This window comes from Pseudomonas sp. GL_135 (assembly GCF_057834665.1).
In genome coordinates this window covers 4,324,018-4,344,914 of sequence record NZ_CM174408.1, presented here as the reverse complement: position 1 = coordinate 4,344,914, position 20,897 = coordinate 4,324,018, and the positions used below count along the sequence as shown (strand labels likewise).

The 20,897-nt window shown below is 60.6% G+C and carries 19 protein-coding genes; 16 read left to right on the top strand and 3 right to left on the bottom strand.

Features of this window, described 5'->3' with window-relative positions:
* Positions 1-38: 38 nt before the first annotated feature.
* The 6 genes from tilS (at position 39) to ispD (ending at position 6,756) form a co-directional block, all read left to right on the top strand.
* On the top strand, positions 39-1,376 hold the full coding sequence (tilS, locus tag AC3ISG_RS19300) for a tRNA lysidine(34) synthetase TilS (RefSeq protein ID WP_489297724.1): 1,338 nt from the start codon (positions 39-41) through the stop codon (positions 1,374-1,376).
* Positions 1,377-1,647: 271 nt separating this feature from the next.
* Complete coding sequence (gene pyrG, locus AC3ISG_RS19295) at positions 1,648-3,279, top strand: CTP synthase (protein ID WP_122537375.1); 1,632 nt, start codon at positions 1,648-1,650, stop codon at positions 3,277-3,279.
* A gap of 15 nt (positions 3,280-3,294) precedes the next feature.
* Entirely contained in the window at positions 3,295-4,140 is an 846-nt protein-coding gene (gene kdsA / locus AC3ISG_RS19290; protein ID WP_489297723.1) for a 3-deoxy-8-phosphooctulonate synthase, read from the top strand.
* 170 nt (positions 4,141-4,310) lie between these two features.
* The gene (gene eno, locus AC3ISG_RS19285) at positions 4,311-5,597 is read left to right on the top strand and encodes a phosphopyruvate hydratase (RefSeq protein ID WP_489297722.1); all 1,287 of its coding nucleotides are present in this window, start codon (positions 4,311-4,313) and stop codon (positions 5,595-5,597) included.
* Positions 5,598-5,756: 159 nt separating this feature from the next.
* Positions 5,757-6,035 carry a cell division protein FtsB gene (gene ftsB / locus AC3ISG_RS19280; RefSeq protein ID WP_037014212.1) on the top strand — a complete coding sequence of 93 codons (279 nt, stop codon included), beginning with the start codon at positions 5,757-5,759 and terminating at the stop codon, positions 6,033-6,035.
* A gap of 10 nt (positions 6,036-6,045) precedes the next feature.
* Positions 6,046-6,756, top strand: coding sequence for a 2-C-methyl-D-erythritol 4-phosphate cytidylyltransferase (gene ispD / locus AC3ISG_RS19275; protein ID WP_346625527.1), 711 nt, complete (start codon positions 6,046-6,048; stop codon positions 6,754-6,756).
* A gap of 5 nt (positions 6,757-6,761) precedes the next feature.
* Here ispD and AC3ISG_RS19270 read toward each other — a convergent pair whose 3' ends face one another.
* Positions 6,762-7,658, bottom strand: coding sequence for a LysR substrate-binding domain-containing protein (locus AC3ISG_RS19270; RefSeq protein ID WP_122537379.1), 897 nt, complete (start codon positions 7,656-7,658; stop codon positions 6,762-6,764).
* Positions 7,659-7,761: 103 nt separating this feature from the next.
* On the opposite strand from AC3ISG_RS19270, the gene AC3ISG_RS19265 reads away from it, so the two are divergent.
* The 8 genes from AC3ISG_RS19265 to rpoS all read left to right on the top strand — a co-directional run bounded on the left by AC3ISG_RS19265 (position 7,762) and on the right by rpoS (position 15,043).
* Positions 7,762-8,874, top strand: coding sequence for an S-(hydroxymethyl)glutathione dehydrogenase/class III alcohol dehydrogenase (locus tag AC3ISG_RS19265; RefSeq protein WP_122537380.1), 1,113 nt, complete (start codon positions 7,762-7,764; stop codon positions 8,872-8,874).
* Positions 8,875-8,968: 94 nt separating this feature from the next.
* The gene (gene fghA / locus AC3ISG_RS19260; RefSeq protein ID WP_122537381.1) at positions 8,969-9,814 is read left to right on the top strand and encodes an S-formylglutathione hydrolase; all 846 of its coding nucleotides are present in this window, start codon (positions 8,969-8,971) and stop codon (positions 9,812-9,814) included.
* Between the two features lie 106 nt (positions 9,815-9,920).
* A complete protein-coding gene (gene ispF, locus AC3ISG_RS19255; protein ID WP_489297721.1) occupies positions 9,921-10,394 on the top strand; it encodes a 2-C-methyl-D-erythritol 2,4-cyclodiphosphate synthase in 474 nt (157 codons plus the stop codon).
* Positions 10,391-11,449 (top strand): tRNA pseudouridine(13) synthase TruD, encoded by a 1,059-nt coding sequence (gene truD, locus AC3ISG_RS19250; RefSeq protein WP_489297720.1) that lies wholly within the window; start codon positions 10,391-10,393, stop codon positions 11,447-11,449. The genes ispF and truD overlap by 4 nt, the downstream gene beginning before the upstream one ends.
* The gene (gene surE / locus AC3ISG_RS19245) at positions 11,437-12,186 is read left to right on the top strand and encodes a 5'/3'-nucleotidase SurE (protein ID WP_489297719.1); all 750 of its coding nucleotides are present in this window, start codon (positions 11,437-11,439) and stop codon (positions 12,184-12,186) included. Before truD ends, surE begins: the two co-directional genes overlap by 13 nt.
* Positions 12,187-12,227: 41 nt before the next feature.
* On the top strand, positions 12,228-12,863 hold the full coding sequence (locus AC3ISG_RS19240) for a protein-L-isoaspartate(D-aspartate) O-methyltransferase (RefSeq protein ID WP_172610991.1): 636 nt from the start codon (positions 12,228-12,230) through the stop codon (positions 12,861-12,863).
* A gap of 178 nt (positions 12,864-13,041) precedes the next feature.
* Positions 13,042-13,935, top strand: coding sequence for a peptidoglycan DD-metalloendopeptidase family protein (locus AC3ISG_RS19235; RefSeq protein WP_489297718.1), 894 nt, complete (start codon positions 13,042-13,044; stop codon positions 13,933-13,935).
* Positions 13,936-14,038: 103 nt separating this feature from the next.
* Positions 14,039-15,043, top strand: a complete 1,005-nt coding sequence (gene rpoS / locus AC3ISG_RS19230) for an RNA polymerase sigma factor RpoS (protein WP_122537386.1) — start codon at positions 14,039-14,041, stop codon at positions 15,041-15,043.
* Positions 15,044-15,617: 574 nt separating this feature from the next.
* Here the strand turns inward: rpoS and fdxA are convergent.
* Both fdxA and mutS read right to left on the bottom strand, forming a co-directional pair.
* Positions 15,618-15,941, bottom strand: coding sequence for a ferredoxin FdxA (fdxA, locus tag AC3ISG_RS19225; protein ID WP_037014184.1), 324 nt, complete (start codon positions 15,939-15,941; stop codon positions 15,618-15,620).
* Positions 15,942-16,180: 239 nt separating this feature from the next.
* Positions 16,181-18,748, bottom strand: a complete 2,568-nt coding sequence (gene mutS, locus AC3ISG_RS19220) for a DNA mismatch repair protein MutS (protein WP_489299556.1) — start codon at positions 18,746-18,748, stop codon at positions 16,181-16,183.
* Positions 18,749-19,243: 495 nt separating this feature from the next.
* Between mutS and AC3ISG_RS19215 the strand changes: the two genes are divergently transcribed.
* On the top strand, positions 19,244-19,744 hold the full coding sequence (locus tag AC3ISG_RS19215) for a CinA family protein (RefSeq protein ID WP_122537388.1): 501 nt from the start codon (positions 19,244-19,246) through the stop codon (positions 19,742-19,744).
* An 85-nt stretch (positions 19,745-19,829) separates the two neighbouring features.
* Positions 19,830-20,894 carry a recombinase RecA gene (gene recA, locus AC3ISG_RS19210; protein ID WP_065989790.1) on the top strand — a complete coding sequence of 355 codons (1,065 nt, stop codon included), beginning with the start codon at positions 19,830-19,832 and terminating at the stop codon, positions 20,892-20,894.
* Positions 20,895-20,897 lie beyond the last annotated feature (3 nt).

Below are 20,897 nucleotides of genomic sequence, written 5' to 3'. Positions count from 1 at the left end.
TCTCCCGGTCCGGCGAGCTTTAAGCAGGGTTAACCAGCATGAGCAAACCGGACAGCATCGCACTCGCACTCTCCAGACGTCTGCTGTCGCGCCTCGAACCCTGGCGCGCTGCAGGCGCCTGGCGCGTCGCATTCTCCGGTGGGCTCGATTCCACTGTTCTGCTTCACCTGCTGGCGGAACTTGCCAGGGTTCACCCGCTTCCACCTCTGACCGCTGTTCACGTCAACCATGGCCTACAGGCTGTGGCGGCGTCGTGGCCGGTGCATTGCCGGCAGATGTGTCAGATTCTGGGCGTACCGATGCAGGTCATCGACGTCCAGGTGCGCCCCGGTGCGAGCCTTGAACAAGCGGCGAGGGACGCGCGATACACGGCCTTCAATTCGACGCTCGCGGCTGGCGAAGTGCTGCTGACCGCCCAGCATCGGGACGATCAGGCTGAGACGCTGCTGTTCCGTCTGCTGCGTGGCGCCGGGGTGCGCGGGCTGGCTGCCATGCCGGCGCAGCGTCCTTTGGGCGCAGGGCAGTTGCTTCGGCCTCTGCTGGACGAATCCCGCGCGACCCTTGAAGCCTATGCCCGGGAGCAGGGTTTGAGCTGGATCGAAGACCCGAGCAACAAAGACAGCCGCTTTTCGCGCAACTACCTGCGCAGCCACGTGCTGCCGCTGGTGACGACGCGCTGGCCGCAGGCAATTGCGAGCATGGCCCGTAGCGCCGCGCATCTGGCCGAAGCCCAGCAGTTGCTGGACGAACTCGCGCTGCAGGACCTTGCCCTCGCCGATACCCCGTGCCCCTGGCCGTGGCTGGACATGCCCTCTCTTGAGCTCGCGCCGCTGGAAGCGCTGTCACCCGCCCGGCAGCGCAACGCATTGCGCCACTGGCTGGCGCCGCTCACTCGACTGCCTGATACCGATCACTGGGCAGGCTGGGATTCGCTGCGCGATGCCGGGCCGGACGGTCGCCCCATTTGGCGACTGGCCGATGGTCAGATGCACCGAGCCGAAGGGCGCATCTGGTGGCTGTCGGGGATCTGGCTGAAAAACGTCGCCGGCTCGCAGCACTGGTCCATGGCGTCGCAACCTCTCGCGCTGCCGGGCAACGGCATGTTGCAGATCCTCGGCGCTGCGCCATCGGGTGGCCTGCATGTGCATTACCGCCAGGGCGGCGAAACCTTTGATGTGCCGGATCGGGGACGTCGAGACCTCAAACGCCTGCTTAACGAAAAGGGTGTGCCGGTGTTTCTGCGCGGCCGATTGCCGCTGTTGTACCGCGGCGAGCAGTTATTGGCCGTGGCAAACCTCCCGGGACTGGACGCCAGCCCCCGTGGCGACTGGCGATTGCACTGGTTGCCACCGACGAATGACCAAAGTTTGAGCTGAAAGGGCCTTTCCGGTAGACTACGCTCCCTTCTTGATACAGCTTATGTCGATCCTTCCGGAACGACGCAAGTTGCCGATTACCAGCCAGTCTTTACTGGGCGATTCTCAAAAATGTGGCGAACCACGGACAGGCCTTTTCAAGGCCGGTCGTTGATTTGGGCGCGACAGATTGGAAATGCACAGTGGAACACGCAGGTTGTCGGGGGCTTCGGCCTTCCTTCGCTTTCCCCGGCGGCTCTGACCGCTTTAACGCAGACTTCTAGGGTTTTTCATGACGCGCTACATCTTCGTCACGGGCGGTGTTGTTTCTTCATTGGGGAAAGGCATCGCCTCGGCTTCATTGGCGGCCATCCTGGAGGCGAGGGGACTTAAGGTCACCATGCTCAAGCTGGACCCCTACATCAACGTCGATCCCGGCACCATGAGTCCGTTTCAGCACGGTGAGGTGTTCGTCACCCACGACGGCGCCGAAACTGACCTGGACCTGGGGCACTACGAGCGTTTCATTCGCACCACCATGACCCAGAACAACAACTTCACCACCGGCCGTGTGTACGAACACGTCCTGCGCAAAGAGCGCCGTGGTGATTATCTGGGCGCGACCATTCAGGTGATCCCGCACATTACCGACGAAATCAAGCGTCGCATCATCAAGGGTGCCGGCGATGCCGACGTCGCCATGGTCGAAATCGGCGGCACCGTCGGCGACATCGAGTCGCAACCGTTCCTCGAAGCGATCCGTCAGCTGCGTTTTGAAGTGGGCGCTAAGCGCGCCATGCTCATGCACCTGACGCTGGTTCCGTACATCGCCACCGCGGGCGAGACCAAGACCAAGCCGACACAACACTCGGTGAAAGAACTCCGTTCGATCGGCCTGCAGCCAGACGTACTGGTTTGCCGTTCCGACCACCCGATCGACATTTCATCGCGCCGCAAGATCGCGCAGTTCACCAACGTCGAAGAGCGCGCGGTCATCGCCCTCGAAGACGCCGACACCATCTACAAGATCCCGGGCATCCTGCATTCCCAGGGCCTCGACGATTTCGTCGTCGAGCGCTTTGGCCTGCAGTGCGGCAGCGCCGACCTGTCCGAGTGGGAAAAGGTCGTCGACGCCAAGCTCAATCCGGAACACGAAGTCACCATCGCGATGGTCGGCAAGTACATGGAGCTGCTGGATGCCTACAAGTCGCTGATCGAAGCCATGAGTCACGCCGGGATCAGCAACCGTACCAAGGTTAATCTGCGCTACATCGATTCCGAAGACATCGAGAATCAGGGCACTGGTTTGCTTGAGGGCGTTGACGCAATTCTCGTCCCTGGCGGCTTCGGTCTGCGCGGTGTCGAGGGCAAGATCACGGCCGTGCAGTTCGCTCGCGAAAACAAGGTTCCGTACCTGGGCATCTGCCTGGGCATGCAGGTGGCGGTCATCGAGTTCGCGCGTAACGTGCTGGGCTGGACAGATGCCAACTCCACCGAGTTCGATCGTGCCAGCCAGCACCCTGTCGTCGGTCTGATTACCGAGTGGGAAGATGCCACCGGCGCTGTCGAAACCCGGACCGAGACTTCGGACCTGGGCGGCACCATGCGTCTGGGTGCCCAGGAATGCCTGCTTGAGCCGGGTTCTCTGGTGCACGATTGCTACGCCAACGACGTTATCGTCGAGCGCCATCGCCACCGCTATGAAGTGAACAACAAGCTGCTGCCGCAACTGGTCGAAGCCGGCCTGAAAATCTCCGGTCGCTCGGGTGACGGTGCACTGGTTGAAGTGGTGGAGTCTCCTGACCATCCATGGTTTGTGGCTTGCCAGTTCCACCCCGAGTTCACCTCTACGCCCCGCGATGGCCACCCGTTGTTCAGTGGTTTCGTTAAAGCAGCGCTTGCTCAACACCAGAAGAACGGTTGATAGGGAATCCATCACATGGCACAGAAAATCATCCGCGTCGGCTCCATCGACATTGCCAACGACAAGCCTATGGTTCTGTTCGGCGGCATGAACGTCCTCGAGTCGCGTGACATGGCGATGCAGGTCTGTGAAAAATACGTGCGAGTGACCGAGAAGCTCGGCATTCCGTACGTGTTCAAGGCCAGCTTCGACAAGGCCAACCGTTCCTCGGTGACTTCCTACCGCGGCCCGGGTCTTGAAGAAGGCATGCGGATTTTCCAGGACATCAAGCAAGCCTTCGGCGTGCCGATCATCACCGACGTGCACGAGCCTGAGCAGGCTGCTGCCGTGGCGGAAGTCTGCGACATCATTCAGTTGCCGGCTTTCCTGTCCCGTCAGACCGATCTGGTCGTGGCCATGGCCAAGACCGGCGCCGTGATCAACATCAAGAAAGCCCAGTTCCTCGCGCCCCACGAGATGAAACACATCCTGGCCAAGTGCGTGGAAGCGGGTAACGATCAGTTGATCCTCTGCGAACGCGGTTCGAGCTTCGGCTACAACAACCTGGTCGTCGATATGCTCGGTTTCGGCATCATGAAATCGTTCGAATACCCGGTGTTCTTCGACGTGACCCACGCCTTGCAGATGCCGGGCGGCCGCTCCGATTCCGCCGGTGGCCGTCGCGCCCAGGTGACCGATCTGGCCAAGGCCGGGATGAGTCAGGGCCTGGCCGGTCTGTTCCTGGAGGCCCATCCGGATCCGGACAACGCCAAGTGCGACGGTCCCTGCGCCCTGCGCCTGGACAAGCTGGAGCCGTTTCTGGCCCAGCTCAAGGCGCTCGACGAACTCGTTAAAAGCTTCCCGACGATCGAAACGGCATAAAACCCGCTTCTCCGGCGCCGAGCCCTCCGGTAGAGTGCCGTTCGTTGTTTTCCCGACCAAAGGGTCGGGAAAATTGTCGTTTCAGGCCCTGCCCGTTGTCCTAGAGCCCTGAGACGCCGAATCGTTTTCCCAGCTGCGTCGTTTTCGTCAATCTTGGAGTGTTAACAACAATGGCAAAAATCGTCGACATCAAAGGTCGTGAAGTTCTCGACTCCCGTGGCAATCCCACCGTGGAAGCAGACGTGCTCCTCGACAACGGCATCATCGGCAGCGCCTGCGCGCCGTCCGGTGCTTCCACCGGCTCGCGTGAAGCGCTGGAGCTGCGTGATGGCGACAAGAGCCGTTACATGGGCAAGGGCGTTCTGAAAGCTGTGGCCAACATCAATGGCCCGATCCGCGACCTGTTGCTGGGCAAAGACCCGGTTGACCAGAAAGCCCTGGATCACGCGATGATTCAGCTGGACGGCACCGAAAACAAAGCCAGCCTGGGCGCCAACGCGATCCTCGCTGTGTCGCTGGCTGCGGCCAAAGCAGCTGCTCAGGATCAGGACCTGCCGTTGTACGCGCACATCGCCAACCTGAACGGCACGCCGGGTGTTTACTCGATGCCGGTTCCGATGATGAACATCATCAACGGTGGCGAGCACGCTGATAACAACATCGACATCCAGGAATTCATGATTCAGCCGGTGGGCGCCAACACCTTTTCCGAGGGCCTGCGCTGGGGTACCGAGATTTTCCACCACCTCAAAGCGGTGTTGAAAGCACGTGGCCTGAACACTGCCGTGGGTGACGAAGGTGGCTTCGCGCCGAACCTGAACTCCAACGGCGATGCGCTGGACGCCATCGCCGAAGCCGTTGCCAACGCGGGCTACAAACTGGGCACTGACGTGACCCTGGCGCTGGACTGCGCAGCGAGCGAGTTCTACAAGAACGGCAAGTACGTGCTGAGCGAAGAGGGCGAGTACGACTCCGCCGGTTTCGCCGACTACCTGGCTGATCTGGTCAGCAAGCACCCAATCATTTCCATCGAAGACGGTCTGGACGAGTCGGACTGGGATGGCTGGAAAGTACTCACCGACAAGATCGGCGACAAGATCCAGCTGGTGGGTGACGACCTGTTCGTGACCAACACCAAGATCCTGAAAGAAGGCATCGACAAGAAGATCGGTAACTCGATCCTGATCAAGTTCAACCAGATCGGTACGCTCACCGAAACGCTGGAAGCCATCCAGATGGCCAAGGCCGCGGGTTACACCGCCGTGATTTCGCACCGTTCCGGCGAAACCGAAGACTCCACCATTGCCGACCTGGCCGTGGGCACCGCCGCCGGCCAGATCAAGACCGGTTCGTTGAGCCGCTCCGACCGCATCGCCAAGTACAACCAACTGCTGCGTATCGAAGAGCAACTGGGCGCCAAAGCGGTGTACCGTGGTCGCGGCGAGTTTCGCGGCTGATTGCAAAGATGGTAAAAAGGCAGCAGGCGTTGTAGGAGAAGTCGCTGAAAGGTGACCGCTCTTGTCGTCCTGATCCATGAGCCCGGTGACCACCGGGCTTATGGGCATTTGAAATGGTCGGTTTTGCTGTCTTTATTCGCCGGGTAACAGATATTTACAATGCGCAGTCCTAACTGGTTGTTCCTCGTTCTGCTTTTGATGCTCGCTGGCTTGCAGTATCGCCTATGGGTAGGTAACGGCAGTCTCGCGCAGGTGGCCAGTCTGACGCAGCAAATCGCCGATCAACACGCCGAAAACGATGCGCTGCTGGAGCGCAATCGGGTCCTCGACGCGGAAGTGCTGGAGCTGAAAAAAGGCCTCGAAACCGTTGAAGAGCGTGCCCGTCATGAATTGGGCATGGTCAAAGACGGCGAAACCCTTTATCAGTTGGCACAGTGACGTTGGTGTAATGACTCAATCCCTTCCTGCCTTCTGGGCAGTGATTCCCGCAGCGGGCGTTGGCGCGCGCATGGCGGCAGACCGTCCCAAGCAATACCTGCAACTGGGCGGCCTCACGATTCTTGAACACAGCCTGCTTTGCTTTCTCGATCATCCCCGGCTCAAGGGCCTGGTGGTCAGCCTGGCTGTGGATGACCCTTATTGGCCTACGTTGCCTTGCGCGCTGGACTCTCGTATCCAGCAGGTCGCGGGCGGCAAAGAGCGTGCGGACTCGGTGCTGAATGCACTGCTGCACCTGCACGCCAACGGCGCCGATGACAACGATTGGGTGCTGGTGCATGACGCCGCGCGCCCGAATCTGGCGCGTTCGGACCTCGATAATCTGCTGGGCGAGCTGGCGCATGATCCGGTCGGCGGCCTGCTGGCGGTGCCTGCAAAAGACACCCTGAAGCGGGCCGATGCCAATGGCCGTGTGACCGAAACCGTGGACCGCAGTCTGATCTGGCAGGCCTATACGCCACAGATGTTTCGTCTGGGTGCGCTGCACCGCGCGCTGGCGGACAGTCTGGTGTCCAACGTGGCGATCACCGATGAAGCTTCCGCTATCGAATGGGCCGGGCAATCGCCGCGTCTGATCGAAGGGCGCGCGGATAACATCAAGGTCACCCGCCCTGAAGATCTCGAATGGCTGCGCCAGCGTCGGGTGGAATTCAACGGCTGATCCGCCTACACGCTGTATTCCTCCCGTGACGCCAATCCCGCTTTCAGATAATCCACCAGCTTTCTCACCTTGGGCGACAGATGCCGCTGCTGCGGGTACAACGCCCAGACGGCGGTGTTCGGCGGCTGATGGGCATCCAGCAACGAGACCAGCGCGCCGCGCTTGAGATGCTCCAGCACGTAGTAATCCGGTAGCTGACACAGCCCGACCCCGCGCAATGCCGCATCCAGCACCGCCTGCCCACTGTTGCAGCGCCAGTTGCCTTGCACCCGCTGGGAAAACTCCCGCCCGTTTTGCTGCAACTGCCAGCTGTCCGAGCTGCCGATCAGGCAATTGTGTCGCGCCAGTTCCGAAACGCTGTGGGGCCGGCCGTACCGTTCGAGATAGGCGGGGGAGGCGCACAGGTACATCTTGCGCGGGGCCAATCGAGCGGCCACCAGTCTTGATTCCTGCAACCGACCCAGCCGGATGGCCAGGTCCAGGCCTTCATGCACCAGATCCAGCGTGTTGTTGGTCAGCTCGATGTCCACGCGCAGTTGCGGGTAGTCCTCCATGAAGCGTGTCACCAGCGGGGCGATGAACCGCTCGCCGTAAGCCACGGCGCAGGTCATCCGCAGCAACCCCTTCGGCTCGCTGGTCAGGTCGGTCACCGCCCGCAATGCTTCCTCGCGTCCGTCCTGCAGGCGTTGGCAGTGATGCAGGAACGTCTGACCCGCTTCGGTCAGCGCGACCTTCCGGGTGCTGCGATACAGCAAGCGCGTCTGCAAGCGCTCTTCGAGTCGCGCGATCTGCCGACTGATGTGGGATGACGACACCCCCAGGCGCTCGGCGGCGGCGGTGAACTGCCCGCACTCGGCAACGGCGACAAACTCGTCCAGACCTTCCCAACGATTGACCTGCATCCATTGTCCCTGCACAGCATTAATGTTTTGCTTTGAGGCGGATTATTCATCACCCAGCACTGTATTACACTCCGGGCTCGTATTTATTTAGCTGGAGATCATGATGATCAAGTCACGTGCTGCCGTAGCTTTCGCGCCCAATGAACCACTGCAGATCGTCGAAGTGGACGTTGAAGCCCCGAAAGCCGGCGAAGTGTTGATTCGTACCGTGGCATCCGGCGTTTGCCACACCGATGCCTACACCCTGTCCGGTGCTGATTCCGAAGGCGTCTTCCCGTGCATCCTCGGTCACGAAGGCGGCGGCGTCGTTGAAGCCATCGGCGAAGGCGTCACCTCACTGGCCGTGGGCGACCACGTTATTCCGCTGTACACCGCCGAATGCCGCGAGTGCAAATTCTGCAAATCCGGCAAGACCAACCTCTGCCAGAAAGTCCGCGCTACCCAAGGCAAAGGGCTGATGCCCGACGGCACCACCCGCTTCAGCTACAACGGCCAGCCGATCTACCACTACATGGGCTGCTCGACGTTCTCCGAATACACCGTGGTCCCGGAAATCTCCCTCGCCAAAATCCCCAAGGAAGCGCCGCTGGAGAAGGTCTGCCTGTTGGGTTGCGGCGTGACCACCGGCATTGGCGCGGTGCTGAACACGGCCAAGGTCGAAGAGGGCGCCACTGTGGCGGTCTTCGGTCTCGGCGGTATCGGCCTGGCGGCGATCATCGGCGCAAAAATGGCCAAGGCCTCGCGCATCATCGCAGTCGACATCAATCCGTCCAAATTCGACGTGGCCCGTGAATTGGGTGCTACCGAGTTCGTCAATCCGAAGGATCACGACAAGCCGATCCAGGAAGTGATTGTGGAAATGACCGATGGCGGCGTCGATTACAGTTTCGAGTGCGTAGGCAATGTGAACCTGATGCGTGCGGCACTGGAATCGTGCCACAAGGGCTGGGGCGAATCGGTGATCATCGGCGTCGCCGGTGCGGGTCAGGAAATTTCTACCCGTCCGTTCCAGCTGGTGACCGGTCGCGTCTGGCGCGGTTCGGCCTTCGGGGGCGTCAAAGGCCGCACCGAATTGCCAAGCTACGTCGAAAAAGCGCAGGCCGGCGAAATCCCGCTGGACACCTTCATCACCCACACCATGGGCCTGGACCGGATCAACGAAGCGTTTGACCTGATGCACGAAGGCAAAAGCATCCGTACCGTCATTCATTTCTAAGGAGTAGCGGCAAGCTTCAAGCTACAAGCGGCAAGAGGAGCGTGTCATGACCTCTTGCCGCTCGAGGCTTGCAGCTTGCCGCCCGGAGAAGCCTATGAGTCTGGAAAACATCTCGTGCCAGAAAAGCTTCGGCGGCTGGCACAAGCGTTACAAACATCACTCTGATGTGCTTGGCTGCGACATGGTGTTCGCGGTGTATCTGCCTCCTCAGGCAGAGCAGGGCGGCAAGTTGCCGGTGGTCTATTGGTTGTCAGGGCTGACCTGCACCGATGAGAACTTCATGCAGAAGGCCGGTGCCCTGCGAGTTGCTGCCGAGCTGGGGCTGATCATCGTGGCGCCGGACACCAGCCCGCGCGGCGCCGACGTGCCGGATGACCCGGACAAGGCCTATGACTTCGGACTGGGCGCCGGCTTTTATCTGAACGCCACCGAACAGCCGTGGGCGCGGCACTACCGCATGTACGATTACGTGATCAGCGAGCTGCCGGCGTTGATCGAGGCGCATTTCCCGGCCTCGGACAAACGCAGCATCAGCGGGCATTCCATGGGTGGCCACGGCGCACTGGTCGGCGCGTTGCGCAACCCGGGCCGCTATCAATCGGTGTCGGCGTTCTCGCCCATCTGCAACCCGATGGATTGCCCGTGGGGGCAGAAAGCCTTCTCGCGCTATCTGGGCGAAGACCGTTCGCGCTGGCGTGAATGGGACGCCAGCGTGCTTATCGCCGAGGCCACCGAGCGCTTGCCATTGCTGGTGGATCAAGGCGACCGCGACGACTTCCTCGGCAATCAGCTCAAGCCGGAATCACTGGTTCAGGCGGCGAAGGCGGCCGGTCATCCTTTGGAATTGCGGATGCAGCCGGGGTACGACCACAGCTACTACTTCATCGCCAGCTTCATCGAAGACCACTTGCGCCACCACGCCCGAGCCCTGGCCGGCTGACGAGTTCGCCTTCAATTGCAGCGTCTCGGGCAATTGCGCGCGAGCCGGCCCTAATGTCGGTCAAAGTAGGTAGAATCACGCCCTGACTTTTTCAGGGCGTTTTTTTATGCGTATTGGCCACGGCTACGATGTGCACCGTTTCGCTGAAGGCGATTTCATTACCTTGGGCGGCGTGCGGATTGCGCACATGTCGGGTCTGCTCGCGCATTCCGATGGCGATGTAGTCCTGCACGCGTTGAGCGATGCTCTGCTGGGCGCTGCCGCCCTGGGCGACATCGGCAAGCACTTCCCCGACACCGATCCCCAATTCAAGGGCGCCGACAGCCGGGTTCTGCTTCGTCACGTGCTCAAGCAAGTTCAGGGCAAGGGCTGGAAGGTCGGTAACGTCGACGCGACCATCGTTGCCCAGGCGCCGAAGATGGCCCCGCACATTGAAAGCATGCGCGCCTTGATTGCCGAAGACCTGCAAGTCGACATCGACCAGGTCAACGTCAAGGCCACCACCACTGAAAAACTGGGCTTCACCGGCCGTGAAGAAGGCATCGCCGTGCACGCCGTTGCGTTGTTGATCAGCGCATGACCGAGCTCGAACTTCTGGGTCCGAGGGCTTACGGCGACGCGTTGGGTACTGCCGTGCTGAAGGCCACCGCGGAAGACTTTCAGGTCGATGAAGTCCTCGACATCCCGCTTTCCGGTGATGGCGAGCACCTGTGGCTGTGGGTCGAAAAGCGCGGCTTGAATACCGAGGAAGCCGCCCGGCGTCTGGCCAAGGCGGCCGGCGTGCCGTTGCGAACCGTCGCCTACGCCGGTTTGAAGGATCGTCAGGCGTTGACCCGCCAGTGGTTCAGCATTCAGCTGCCGGGCAAGGCTGATCCGGACATGTCGGTGGCTGAAAACGATTCCCTGAAAATCCTCCACAGCAAACGCCACAAACGCAAGCTGCAACGGGGCGCCCACGCCGCCAATGGTTTTACGCTGCGTCTGACGCAATTGCAGGCCGACAAGGCCGGGCTCGACGCACGTCTTGAGTCGATCAAACAACACGGCATCCCCAACTATTTCGGTCCTCAGCGTTTCGGCTACGAGGGCGGGAATCTGGGTGAAGCCCGTCATTATGCCGAGCGCCAGGCCCTGCCCGAGCAGCGCAATGTGCGCTCTCGCTTGCTCTCCACCGCGCGCAGCTATGTGTTCAATCAGGTCCTGGCCGCGCGGGTCGCCGATGGCAGCTGGCAACGGGCGCAAGTAGGCGATCTGCTGGCGTTCACTGACAGCCGCAGTTTCTTCCCCGCAGGCGAAGCCGAGTGCAGCGACCCGCGATTGGCGATCCTCGATCTGCACCCGACCGGGCCGCAGTGGGGTGAGGGTGATTCCCCGGCCGCCGGCGCCACCGCCGCGCTTGAAAACAGCATCGCGGTGCGCGAGGCGTCGCTCTGTAACTGGTTGATAAAAGCGGGAATGGAACACGAACGGCGCATCCTGCGACTGCCCATCGGGCGGTTGACGTGGCATTATCCCGAGCCTGACATTCTGCAACTGGAATTCGTCCTGCCGGCCGGATGCTTCGCCACCGCATTGGTGCGCGAACTCGTCGATCTTGCCCCGGCAGGGCAGACGGACAGCTCATGCGTATTCTGATTTCAAATGATGACGGGGTCATGGCCCCCGGGCTTGCTGCGCTGCATGGCGCGCTGGCGGGGTACGCCGATTGCGTGGTGATCGCGCCCGATCAAGACAAGAGCGGCGCGAGCAGTTCGCTGACGCTGGACCGGCCCTTGCACCCGCACACTCTGGACAACGGCTTCATCAGCATTAACGGCACGCCCACCGATTGCGTCCACCTTGGGCTCAACGGTCTGCTGCCCGATGAGCCGGACATGGTTGTTTCGGGTATCAATCTGGGGGCCAATCTGGGTGACGATGTGCTGTACTCAGGCACCGTCGCTGCGGCGCTGGAAGGCCGTTTTCTACAACGCCCGTCATTTGCCTTTTCATTTTTGTCACGTCAGGCCGATAACCTGGCAACCGCCGCGCATTTTGCCCGGCTTCTGGTCGAAGCCCACGAGCGCCTCGACCTTCCACCGCGTACCGTATTGAATGTGAATATCCCTAACCTGCCGCTGGCAAACGTGCGCGGTATCCAGCTGACCCGTCTCGGCCATCGCACCCGTGCGGCGGCGCCCGTGCGCGTGGTCGACCCGCGCGGAAGGGCTGGTTACTGGATTGCTGCCGCCGGAGATGCCGAAGACGGCGGCCCGGGCACCGATTTCCACGCCGTGATGCAGGGTTATGTGTCGATCACCCCGTTGCAGCTGGATCGTACCTATCAGGACGGTTTCAACAGCCTGAACGCATGGCTGGAGGGAATGGCCTGATGTCGCGTGAGCAAGATGATCTGTTACGACGTGGCGTGGGGATGACGTCCCAGCGTACCCGCGAGCGTCTTATCCAGCGGTTGTGCGAAGAGGGCATCGCCAACACCCAGGTGCTGGACGTCATTCGCAAGACTCCCCGTCACCTGTTCGTCGACGAAGCCCTGGCGCACCGCGCGTATGAAGACACCGCGCTGCCGATCGGCAACAACCAGACGATTTCCCAGCCCTACATGGTGGCGCGCATGAGCGAGCTGCTGCTGGCGGCGGGCCCGCTGGACAAAGTGCTGGAGATTGGCACCGGCTCGGGCTACCAGACCGCCGTGCTGGCGCAACTGGTGGAGCGGGTTTTCTCCGTCGAGCGCATCAAGGTGCTGCAGGATCGCGCCAAGGAACGCCTCGTCGAACTGAACCTGCGCAATATGGTGTTTCGTTGGGGCGATGGCTGGGAAGGCTGGCCGGCGCTCGCGCCTTATAACGGCATCATCGTCACTGCGGTTGCCACCGACGTACCTCAGGCCTTGCTGGACCAGCTGGCACCCGGTGGACGGTTGGTCATTCCGGTGGGTTCGGGCGAGGTGCAGCAACTCATGTTGATCATTCGCGAGGAAAACGGTTTCTCCCGGCACGTGTTGGGCGCTGTCCGTTTTGTCCCGCTGCTCAACGGACCGCTGGCGTAAGCGCTATTTTTTGGCGGCAATGAATTCCCGAAGACGCAGCCGGTCTACAGGCTGGCGTTTTGCAACGATGCTTCGGTTAACTCCCGCAGCGCCGTCTTACACCCTGTTTTTCATGGCTGCCTGGTCTTCCACGACCCAGGACAGTTTCTTCTTCAGTCACCGGTAAAGGGAGTGGCGGGTGAGTCTCACAGTCATTCGGCAGCGTAATTCTTCAACAAGCTTTCAGCGTCTGGTGATTGGAGTTGCCTTGAGTATCCTTCTGGTCGGCTGCTCCAGCACGCCATCGGGCGGCGTACGCGTTGTCGACCGCAACGGTAAATCGACGGTGCCGACGCGTCAGCCCGTGACCACCGGTCAGTACGTCGTGAAGCGCGGCGACACGCTGTTTTCTATTGCATTCCGTTACGGCTGGGACTGGAAAGCGCTGGCCGCACGCAACAGCATTCCAGAGCCCTTCACCATTCATGTCGGTCAGACGATCCGCTTCGACGGGCGCGCCAACTCGCCGTCCACGGCAGTGGCTGCTGGCTCTGCACGCGTTCCGCAGACCACCACGAGCAGCTCGACATCCCCCTCCGGGTCGCTGAAAACCACCGTCATTTCAAGGCCGGTAGGGGCTGTTGCGGCCACGACGCCACCACCGACCAGCAACTCGACGACGACGCCGGTCAATACAACCGTGGTGACCGGCGCCCGTTCTCCAAGCGGCTGGACATGGCCGACGAGCGGCGTTTTGATCAGTAAGTTCTCTTCAAACGGTAGTTTGAATAAAGGAATTGATATCGCTGGTGATTTGGGACAGCCTGTTTTGGCCGCGTCTGATGGGGCAGTGGTATACGCCGGAAGTGGATTAAGGGGCTACGGCGAATTGGTCATCATCAAACACAGCGACACCTACGTCAGTGCATACGGACATAACCGTCGGCTCTTGGTTCGGGAGGGACAACAGGTCAAGGCAGGGCAAAGTATTGCCGAGATGGGATCAACGGGAACTGACCGGGTGAAACTGCATTTCGAGATTCGCCGCCAGGGTAAACCGGTTGATCCACTGGAATTCTTGCCACGTCGCTGATCGGTTGTCAGCCTGTTCCTGCGTAGAGGGGACAGGCTCAAGTGCTGCCACGGAAGAAGGCGTCACTGGAGCTTGAGGTCGAACTCACCAAAGGACTATAACAATGGCTCTCAGCAAAGAAGTGCCGGAGTTTGACATAGACGACGAGGTGCTCCTCATGGAGCCCGCAATCGTCCTGGATTCTGCAACGGATGAGAAGCCAGCTACACCTTCCGTTCGTGCGAAGCCCAAAAACTCTGCAGCGCTCAAACAGCATAAGTACATTGACTACACTCGGGCACTGGATGCTACGCAGCTGTACCTCAATGAAATCGGCTTTTCCCCCTTGCTCTCCCCGGAAGAAGAAGTCCACTTTGCGCGACTGTCGCAGAGCGGCGATCCGGCTGGGCGCAAACGCATGATTGAGAGCAATCTGCGGCTGGTCGTGAAAATCGCCAGGCGCTACGTCAATCGTGGTCTGTCATTGCTGGACCTGATCGAGGAGGGCAATCTGGGCCTCATTCGAGCGGTCGAAAAATTCGATCCGGAGCGCGGATTCAGGTTCTCGACCTACGCCACCTGGTGGATTCGTCAAACCATCGAACGCGCGATCATGAATCAGACGCGGACGATTCGCCTCCCGATTCATGTGGTCAAAGAGCTCAACGTCTACCTGCGCGCCGCGCGGGAGCTGACGCAAAAGCTTGACCACGAACCCTCTCCCGAAGAAATCGCCAACCTGCTGGAGAAGCCGGTCGGTGAGGTCAAGCGCATGCTGGGCCTCAACGAGCGGGTGTCTTCGGTGGATGTGTCGCTGGGCCCTGATTCGGACAAGACGCTGCTCGACACGCTGACGGACGATCGTCCTACCGATCCGTGCGAGCTCCTGCAGGACGATGATCTGTCCCAGAGCATCGATCAGTGGCTTTCAGAGTTGACCGACAAACAGCGTGAAGTCGTCGTGCGTCGATTTGGGCTGCGCGGGCATGAAAGCAGCACGCTTGAGGACGTCGGGCTGGAAATCGGCCTGACTCGTGAGCGTGTACGGCAGATTCAAGTGGAAGGGCTGAAACGCCTTCGCGAGATACTCGAGAAAAATGGCCTGTCCAGCGAGTCACTCTTCCAGTAAGGCGAGAGAGTGGGCGTTCGTTATATCAAGCGGTATGAAAGCCCCGACGAGTCGGGGCTTTTTTATGTCGATCCAATGTGAGTTAGATGGACGTCTCATGACAGCGTCTTGAGAGGTCGATGATCTTTTTCACAATCAGGTAAGTGATGCTTACTCATGCTGTAAGCAGTTTCTTACGCGTCCTGTGAGTTATCGTCTCTTCTTTGGCTGATCATGTCTCCGTCAGGTGAAAGCCAATAGTTATCCCTTTGATTTAATTGGCAATTTAAAACTATCGTCACCTAGCGGCTGAATTTTCCTGAAAACTCTCGGCCCTTGCCCTCTCCGTTTAAATCACTAAGATCAGTCCTGTACCAACGGATTGGTACAGGCGGTCAAGGAGGACTGCTCAAGGACATCGCAGGACGCGATTCATCAGGATGATGAACACGGATTGAAGGGATTAAGGAAAAAATGTGGGCGGGTCATACCGCCCCTTTTTTCGTCTGTAGAAAAGTGCGGCTGCAACCACCTCACTACGCAAAAAGGCCCCGAAGGGCCTTTTGCATCAGCGGGCGCTCGATGCTTCGGAACCTTAGCGCTCCAGGTCCGCGATCTTGCCGGTCTTGCCATCCCACTCCGCCGCATCCGGCAACGCGTCCTTGCGTTCAGTGATGTTGGGCCAGACGTCGGCCAGCTCAGCATTCAGCTGAATGAAATTCTCCATGCCGGCCGGAATCTCGTCTTCGGAGAAGATCGCATTCGCAGGGCATTCAGGCTCGCACAGGGCGCAGTCGATGCACTCGTCCGGGTGAATCACCAGGAAGTTCGGGCCTTCGTAAAAGCAGTCCACCGGACAGACTTCTACGCAGTCGGTGTACTTGCACTTGATGCAGTTGTCGGTGACGACGAAGGTCATTTCTAATTCTCTCCTCAGGCGGCGGCAGCAAGGCCGTTCAGTCCGGCTTGCCAGGTACGGGACGTCCCCCGGCCGTAAAACTCAGCTTCTCGAGCAACGCGGCAGGCAAGGTGTCCTGCGCGGCGATGTCCGACCTTGGTTCGCTGCGTTCAAACGCGGCCAGGTGCGCTGTGAAGCCAGGCTAAAAGCTCACAGCGTCCCGAACCGCGCGGGATTCTAACAGCTTGTTACGAATCACGTTAGATGCGTGTCTTCATCGAATACAGCAACTCAAGCGCCTGGCGCGGCGTCAGGTCGTCGATCTTCAGGTTCGACAACTCGTCCAGAACAGGGTGCGGCAAGCTTGCAAACATGTCGCTCTGCATCGGCAGCGGCGGTTTGCCCGGCTTGGCCCTGGGCTGTTCGTGGGGCAGGCTGGTGGTCTCAAGACGCAGCAGATGCTCCTTGGCCCGCGTGATGACGCGCCCGGGCACGCCGGCCAGTTGCGCCACGGCGAGACCATAACTCTGGCTCGCCGGGCCCGGCAGCACGCGGTGCAGGAAGACAATGCGCTCGTTGTGCTCGGTGGCATTCAGGTGCACGTTGGCTACCAGCGGCTCGCTCTCCGGCAACACGGTCAGCTCGAAGTAATGGGTGGCGAACAGCGTGTACGCACGAAGCTGGGCGAGGCATTCCGCCGCAGCCCACGCCAGGGAAAGCCCGTCGAAGGTGCTGGTGCCGCGTCCGACTTCATCCATCAGCACCAGGCTTTTGTCCGTGGCGTTGTGCAGAATGTTCGCGGTCTCGCTCATCTCCACCATGAAGGTGGAGCGTCCCCCGGCCAGGTCATCGCTTGAACCGATACGCGTGAAGATACGGTCGACCAGTGAAAGCTCGCAGCTCGCCGCCGGCACGAAGCTGCCGATATGCGCCAGCAGCACGATCAAAGCAGTCTGGCGCATGTAGGTGGATTTACCGCCCATGTTTGGACCGGTGATCACCAGCATGCGCGTGTTGTCGTTCAGATCAAGGTCGTTGGCCACGAACGGCGACGACAACACCTGCTCCACCACCGGATGCCGACCTTGCTCGATGCGCATGCACGGCTCATCGGTGAAACGCGGACGGTTCAGGTCCAGATTCAGCGCACGCTCGGCCAGGTTGCTCAGCACATCCAGCTCGGCCAGCGCGGCGGCGGTGTCCTGCAGCGGCGCAAGGTGGCCGATCAGGTCTTCCAGCAGCGTCTCATAGAGCATCTTTTCCCGAGCCAGCGCGCGGCTCTTGGCTGACAACGCCTTGTCTTCGAATTCCTTGAGCTCAGGGGTGATAAAACGCTCGGCGCCCTTGAGCGTCTGGCGGCGGATGTAATCGGCCGGCGCCTGCTCCGCCTGCTTGCTCGGCAGCTCGATGAAGTAACCGTGCACGCGGTTGTAGCCGACCTTGAGGTTGGCCAGGCCTGTGCGTGCCTTTTCGCGGGTTTCCAGGTCGATGAGGAACTGCCCGGCGTTCTCGCTCAGGGACAGCAATTCATCGAGCTCGGCGTCGTATCCGGTCTTCAGGACGCCGCCGTCGCGAATCACCGCAGGCGGATTGTCGATGATCGCGCGTTGCAGCAGGTCAGCCAGCTCCGGGTAGGTGCTCGCGGTTATCGCCAATTGCTGAATGTGCGGCGCTTCAAGCTCGGCCAGGGCCAATTGCAGTTCGGGCAACGCGCTCAGGGCATCACGCAGTCGCGCCAGGTCCCGAGGACGGGCATTGCGCAGGCCGATACGCGCAAGAATGCGCTCGATGTCGCCGATCTCTTTCAACTGCGGCTGCAGGTTCTCGAAGCGGTAGCGCTCGAGGAAGCAGCCAATAGACTCTTGCCGGGCCTGGAGGATGTGCAGATCGCGCAACGGTCGGTTCAGCCAACGGGTCAGCAAGCGCGTTGCCATGGCGGTCTGACAGCGATCCATCACCGACTGCAGCGTGTTGTCGCGCCCACCCGAGAGGTTGGTGTCGAGTTCCAGATTGCGGCGGCTAGCCCCATCCAGAATCACCGTGTCGTCGAGGCGCTCATGGCGCAGGCTGCGCAGGTGTGGCAATGCCGTGCGCTGGGTCTCCTTGGCGTAGCTCAGCAGGCAGCCGGCCGCGCCGATCGCCAGGGTGAGGTTCTCGCAGCCGAAGCCTTTGAGATCCTGAGTCGAGAACTGCTGGCACAGGCTTTTGTGCGCCGAGTCGCGCTCGAAGTCCCATGGCGCGCGACGACGGGCACCGCGGCGTTTCTCTGCGGGCAACCCTTGGGGCCAGTCATCGGGGATCAGCAGCTCGACCGGATTGATACGCTCAAGCTCGGCCAGCAGGTTTTCCCAGCCTTTGATTTCCAGCACGGTGAAATTGCCGCTGGTGATGTCCAGTACGGCCAGGCCGAACAGGCGTTCGTCACCCAGCACGGCAGCGATCAGGTTATCCCGACGCTCGTCCAGCAAGGCTTCGTCGCTGACCGTGCCCGGCGTGATGATGCGCACCACCTGACGATCGACCGGGCCTTTGCTGGTGGCCGGATCGCCAATCTGTTCGCAGATGACGACTGACTCGCCGAGCTTCACCAGCTTGGCCAGATAGCCTTCCGCTGCGTGATAGGGGATGCCGCACATGGGAATGCTTTGCCCCGCTGACTGGCCCCGCGCAGTCAGCGTGATGTCGAGCAGTTTGGCCGCCTTCTTGGCGTCTTCGTAGAAGATCTCGTAGAAGTCACCCATGCGATAGAACATCAGCTGATCGGGATGCTGATTTTTCAACCGCCAGTATTGCTGCATCATCGGGGTATGCGAGGACAGGTCGGAAATTGCTTTATTCATCAGTTATTTAGGCAAATTCTGTAAGGGATTGAGGCAAGTTTCGGGCGACGGCGAGGATTCCACCTACGTGGCTCGACGTCGGATCCGATTGCTTTTGCGATGGCGGCAAGGTTACCACGCACGTTCGCGGGCCGCAGGTCCGGCTGATTCGTCACGGCGCGTTTCCGAACCGACACGAAGCGCTTCGAGCTGGCTAGGATGTCGAGCACCGCCCGACGGGAGGCGGCATTATCGACAAGGATTGCCCTATGCAACGCAAGCGAGGACGAGATTCAACCAACGGCCGTTTCATCCCTCTGGAGGAGGCCAAGCGAAGGCCACGGGAAACCATCGTAGAAACCGTCAAGAAACCCTGCCCCGAGAAACCGGAGCGCAAATAGAGGGCTCGCAGGCGTGAACCGGATTCGGATCGCGTCCTGTGTTGCACATCAACCCGGCTGGTGTAGCGTGTCTACCTTGCCTGGACCGATACGGAGAACCCCTTTGGACGACATTACCCACCTGGCAGCAACCTTGGGTCAGCAACTGTTGGCAGCGGGGGCGCAGGTCAGCACGGCCGAATCCTGCACCGGAGGCGGCATCGCCGAAGCCATCACCCGTATCCCCGGGAGTTCGGCCTGGTTCGAGGCCGGCTATGTCACCTACTCCAACCGGCAGAAGACCCGTCAACTGGCGGTGCCGGAAGCGCTGTTCGCCCAGGTCGGCGCGGTCAGTCGGGAAGTGGTCGAGTGCATGGCCAAGGGCGCGCAGGCCAACAGCGGTGCGCAGTTTTCGGTCGCGGTCAGCGGCGTGGCCGGACCGGACGGCGGCTCGGCGGAGAAACCTGTCGGCACGGTATGGGTCTGCTGGGGCGTGGCGGAACGATTAATCGCCGAGTGCTTTCTATTTGCAGGTGACCGCGATGCGGTTCGCCGACAAACGGTGAGCGCCGCGCTAGAGGGGCTTGTCCGCCTCTCTCGCGGAGAAATACCAAATCAGGGGTAGGCGCGCGTCAGGCCCTGTGGAATAATACTGGCTACTTATACAGTTATATCGGCCGTCAAGGCCTAACCTATTACGAGAGGATTCAATGGACGACAACAAGAAGAAAGCCTTGGCTGCGGCCTTGGGTCAGATCGAGCGTCAGTTCGGCAAAGGTGCCGTAATGCGCATGGGTGACCATGACCGCCAGGCTATTCCTGCTATCTCCACCGGTTCGCTGGGTCTCGATATCGCACTCGGTATCGGTGGCCTGCCAAAAGGCCGGATCGTTGAAATCTACGGCCCGGAATCTTCGGGTAAAACCACCCTCACTCTGTCCGTCATCGCAGAAGCCCAGAAAATGGGCGCCACCTGCGCATTCGTCGACGCCGAGCACGCGCTCGATCCAGAGTACGCCGGCAAGCTGGGCGTCAACGTCGATGACCTGCTGGTCTCCCAGCCAGACACCGGCGAACAGGCCCTCGAAATCACCGACATGCTGGTGCGTTCGAACGCGATCGACGTCATCGTCGTCGACTCCGTTGCCGCCCTCGTTCCGAAGGCTGAAATCGAAGGCGAAATGGGCGACATGCACGTCGGCCTGCAAGCCCGATTGATGTCCCAGGCGCTGCGTAAGATCACCGGTAACATCAAGACTGCCAACTGCCTCGTTATCTTCATCAACCAGATCCGTATGAAGATCGGCGTGATGTTCGGCAGCCCGGAAACCACCACCGGTGGTAACGCCCTGAAGTTCTACGCGTCGGTCCGTCTGGACATCCGCCGTACAGGCGCGGTCAAGGAAGGCGACGAAGTCGTCGGTAGCGAAACCCGCGTCAAAGTCGTCAAGAACAAGGTGGCCCCGCCGTTCCGTCAGGCTGAGTTCCAGATTCTCTACGGCAAGGGCATCTACCGTAACGGCGAGATCATCGACCTCGGCGTGCTGCACGGTCTGCTGGAGAAATCCGGTGCCTGGTACAGCTATCAGGGCAGCAAGATCGGTCAGGGTAAAGCCAACTCCGCGAAGTTCCTGGCGGACAACCCGGAAATCGGCACCACCCTCGAACGGCAGATTCGCGAGAAGCTGCTGACGGCAGCGCCTGATGTGAAGGCCCAGTCGTCCCGCGTAGCGGCAGACGATGTGGCTGAAGTTGAAGCTGACGCGGATATCTGATCC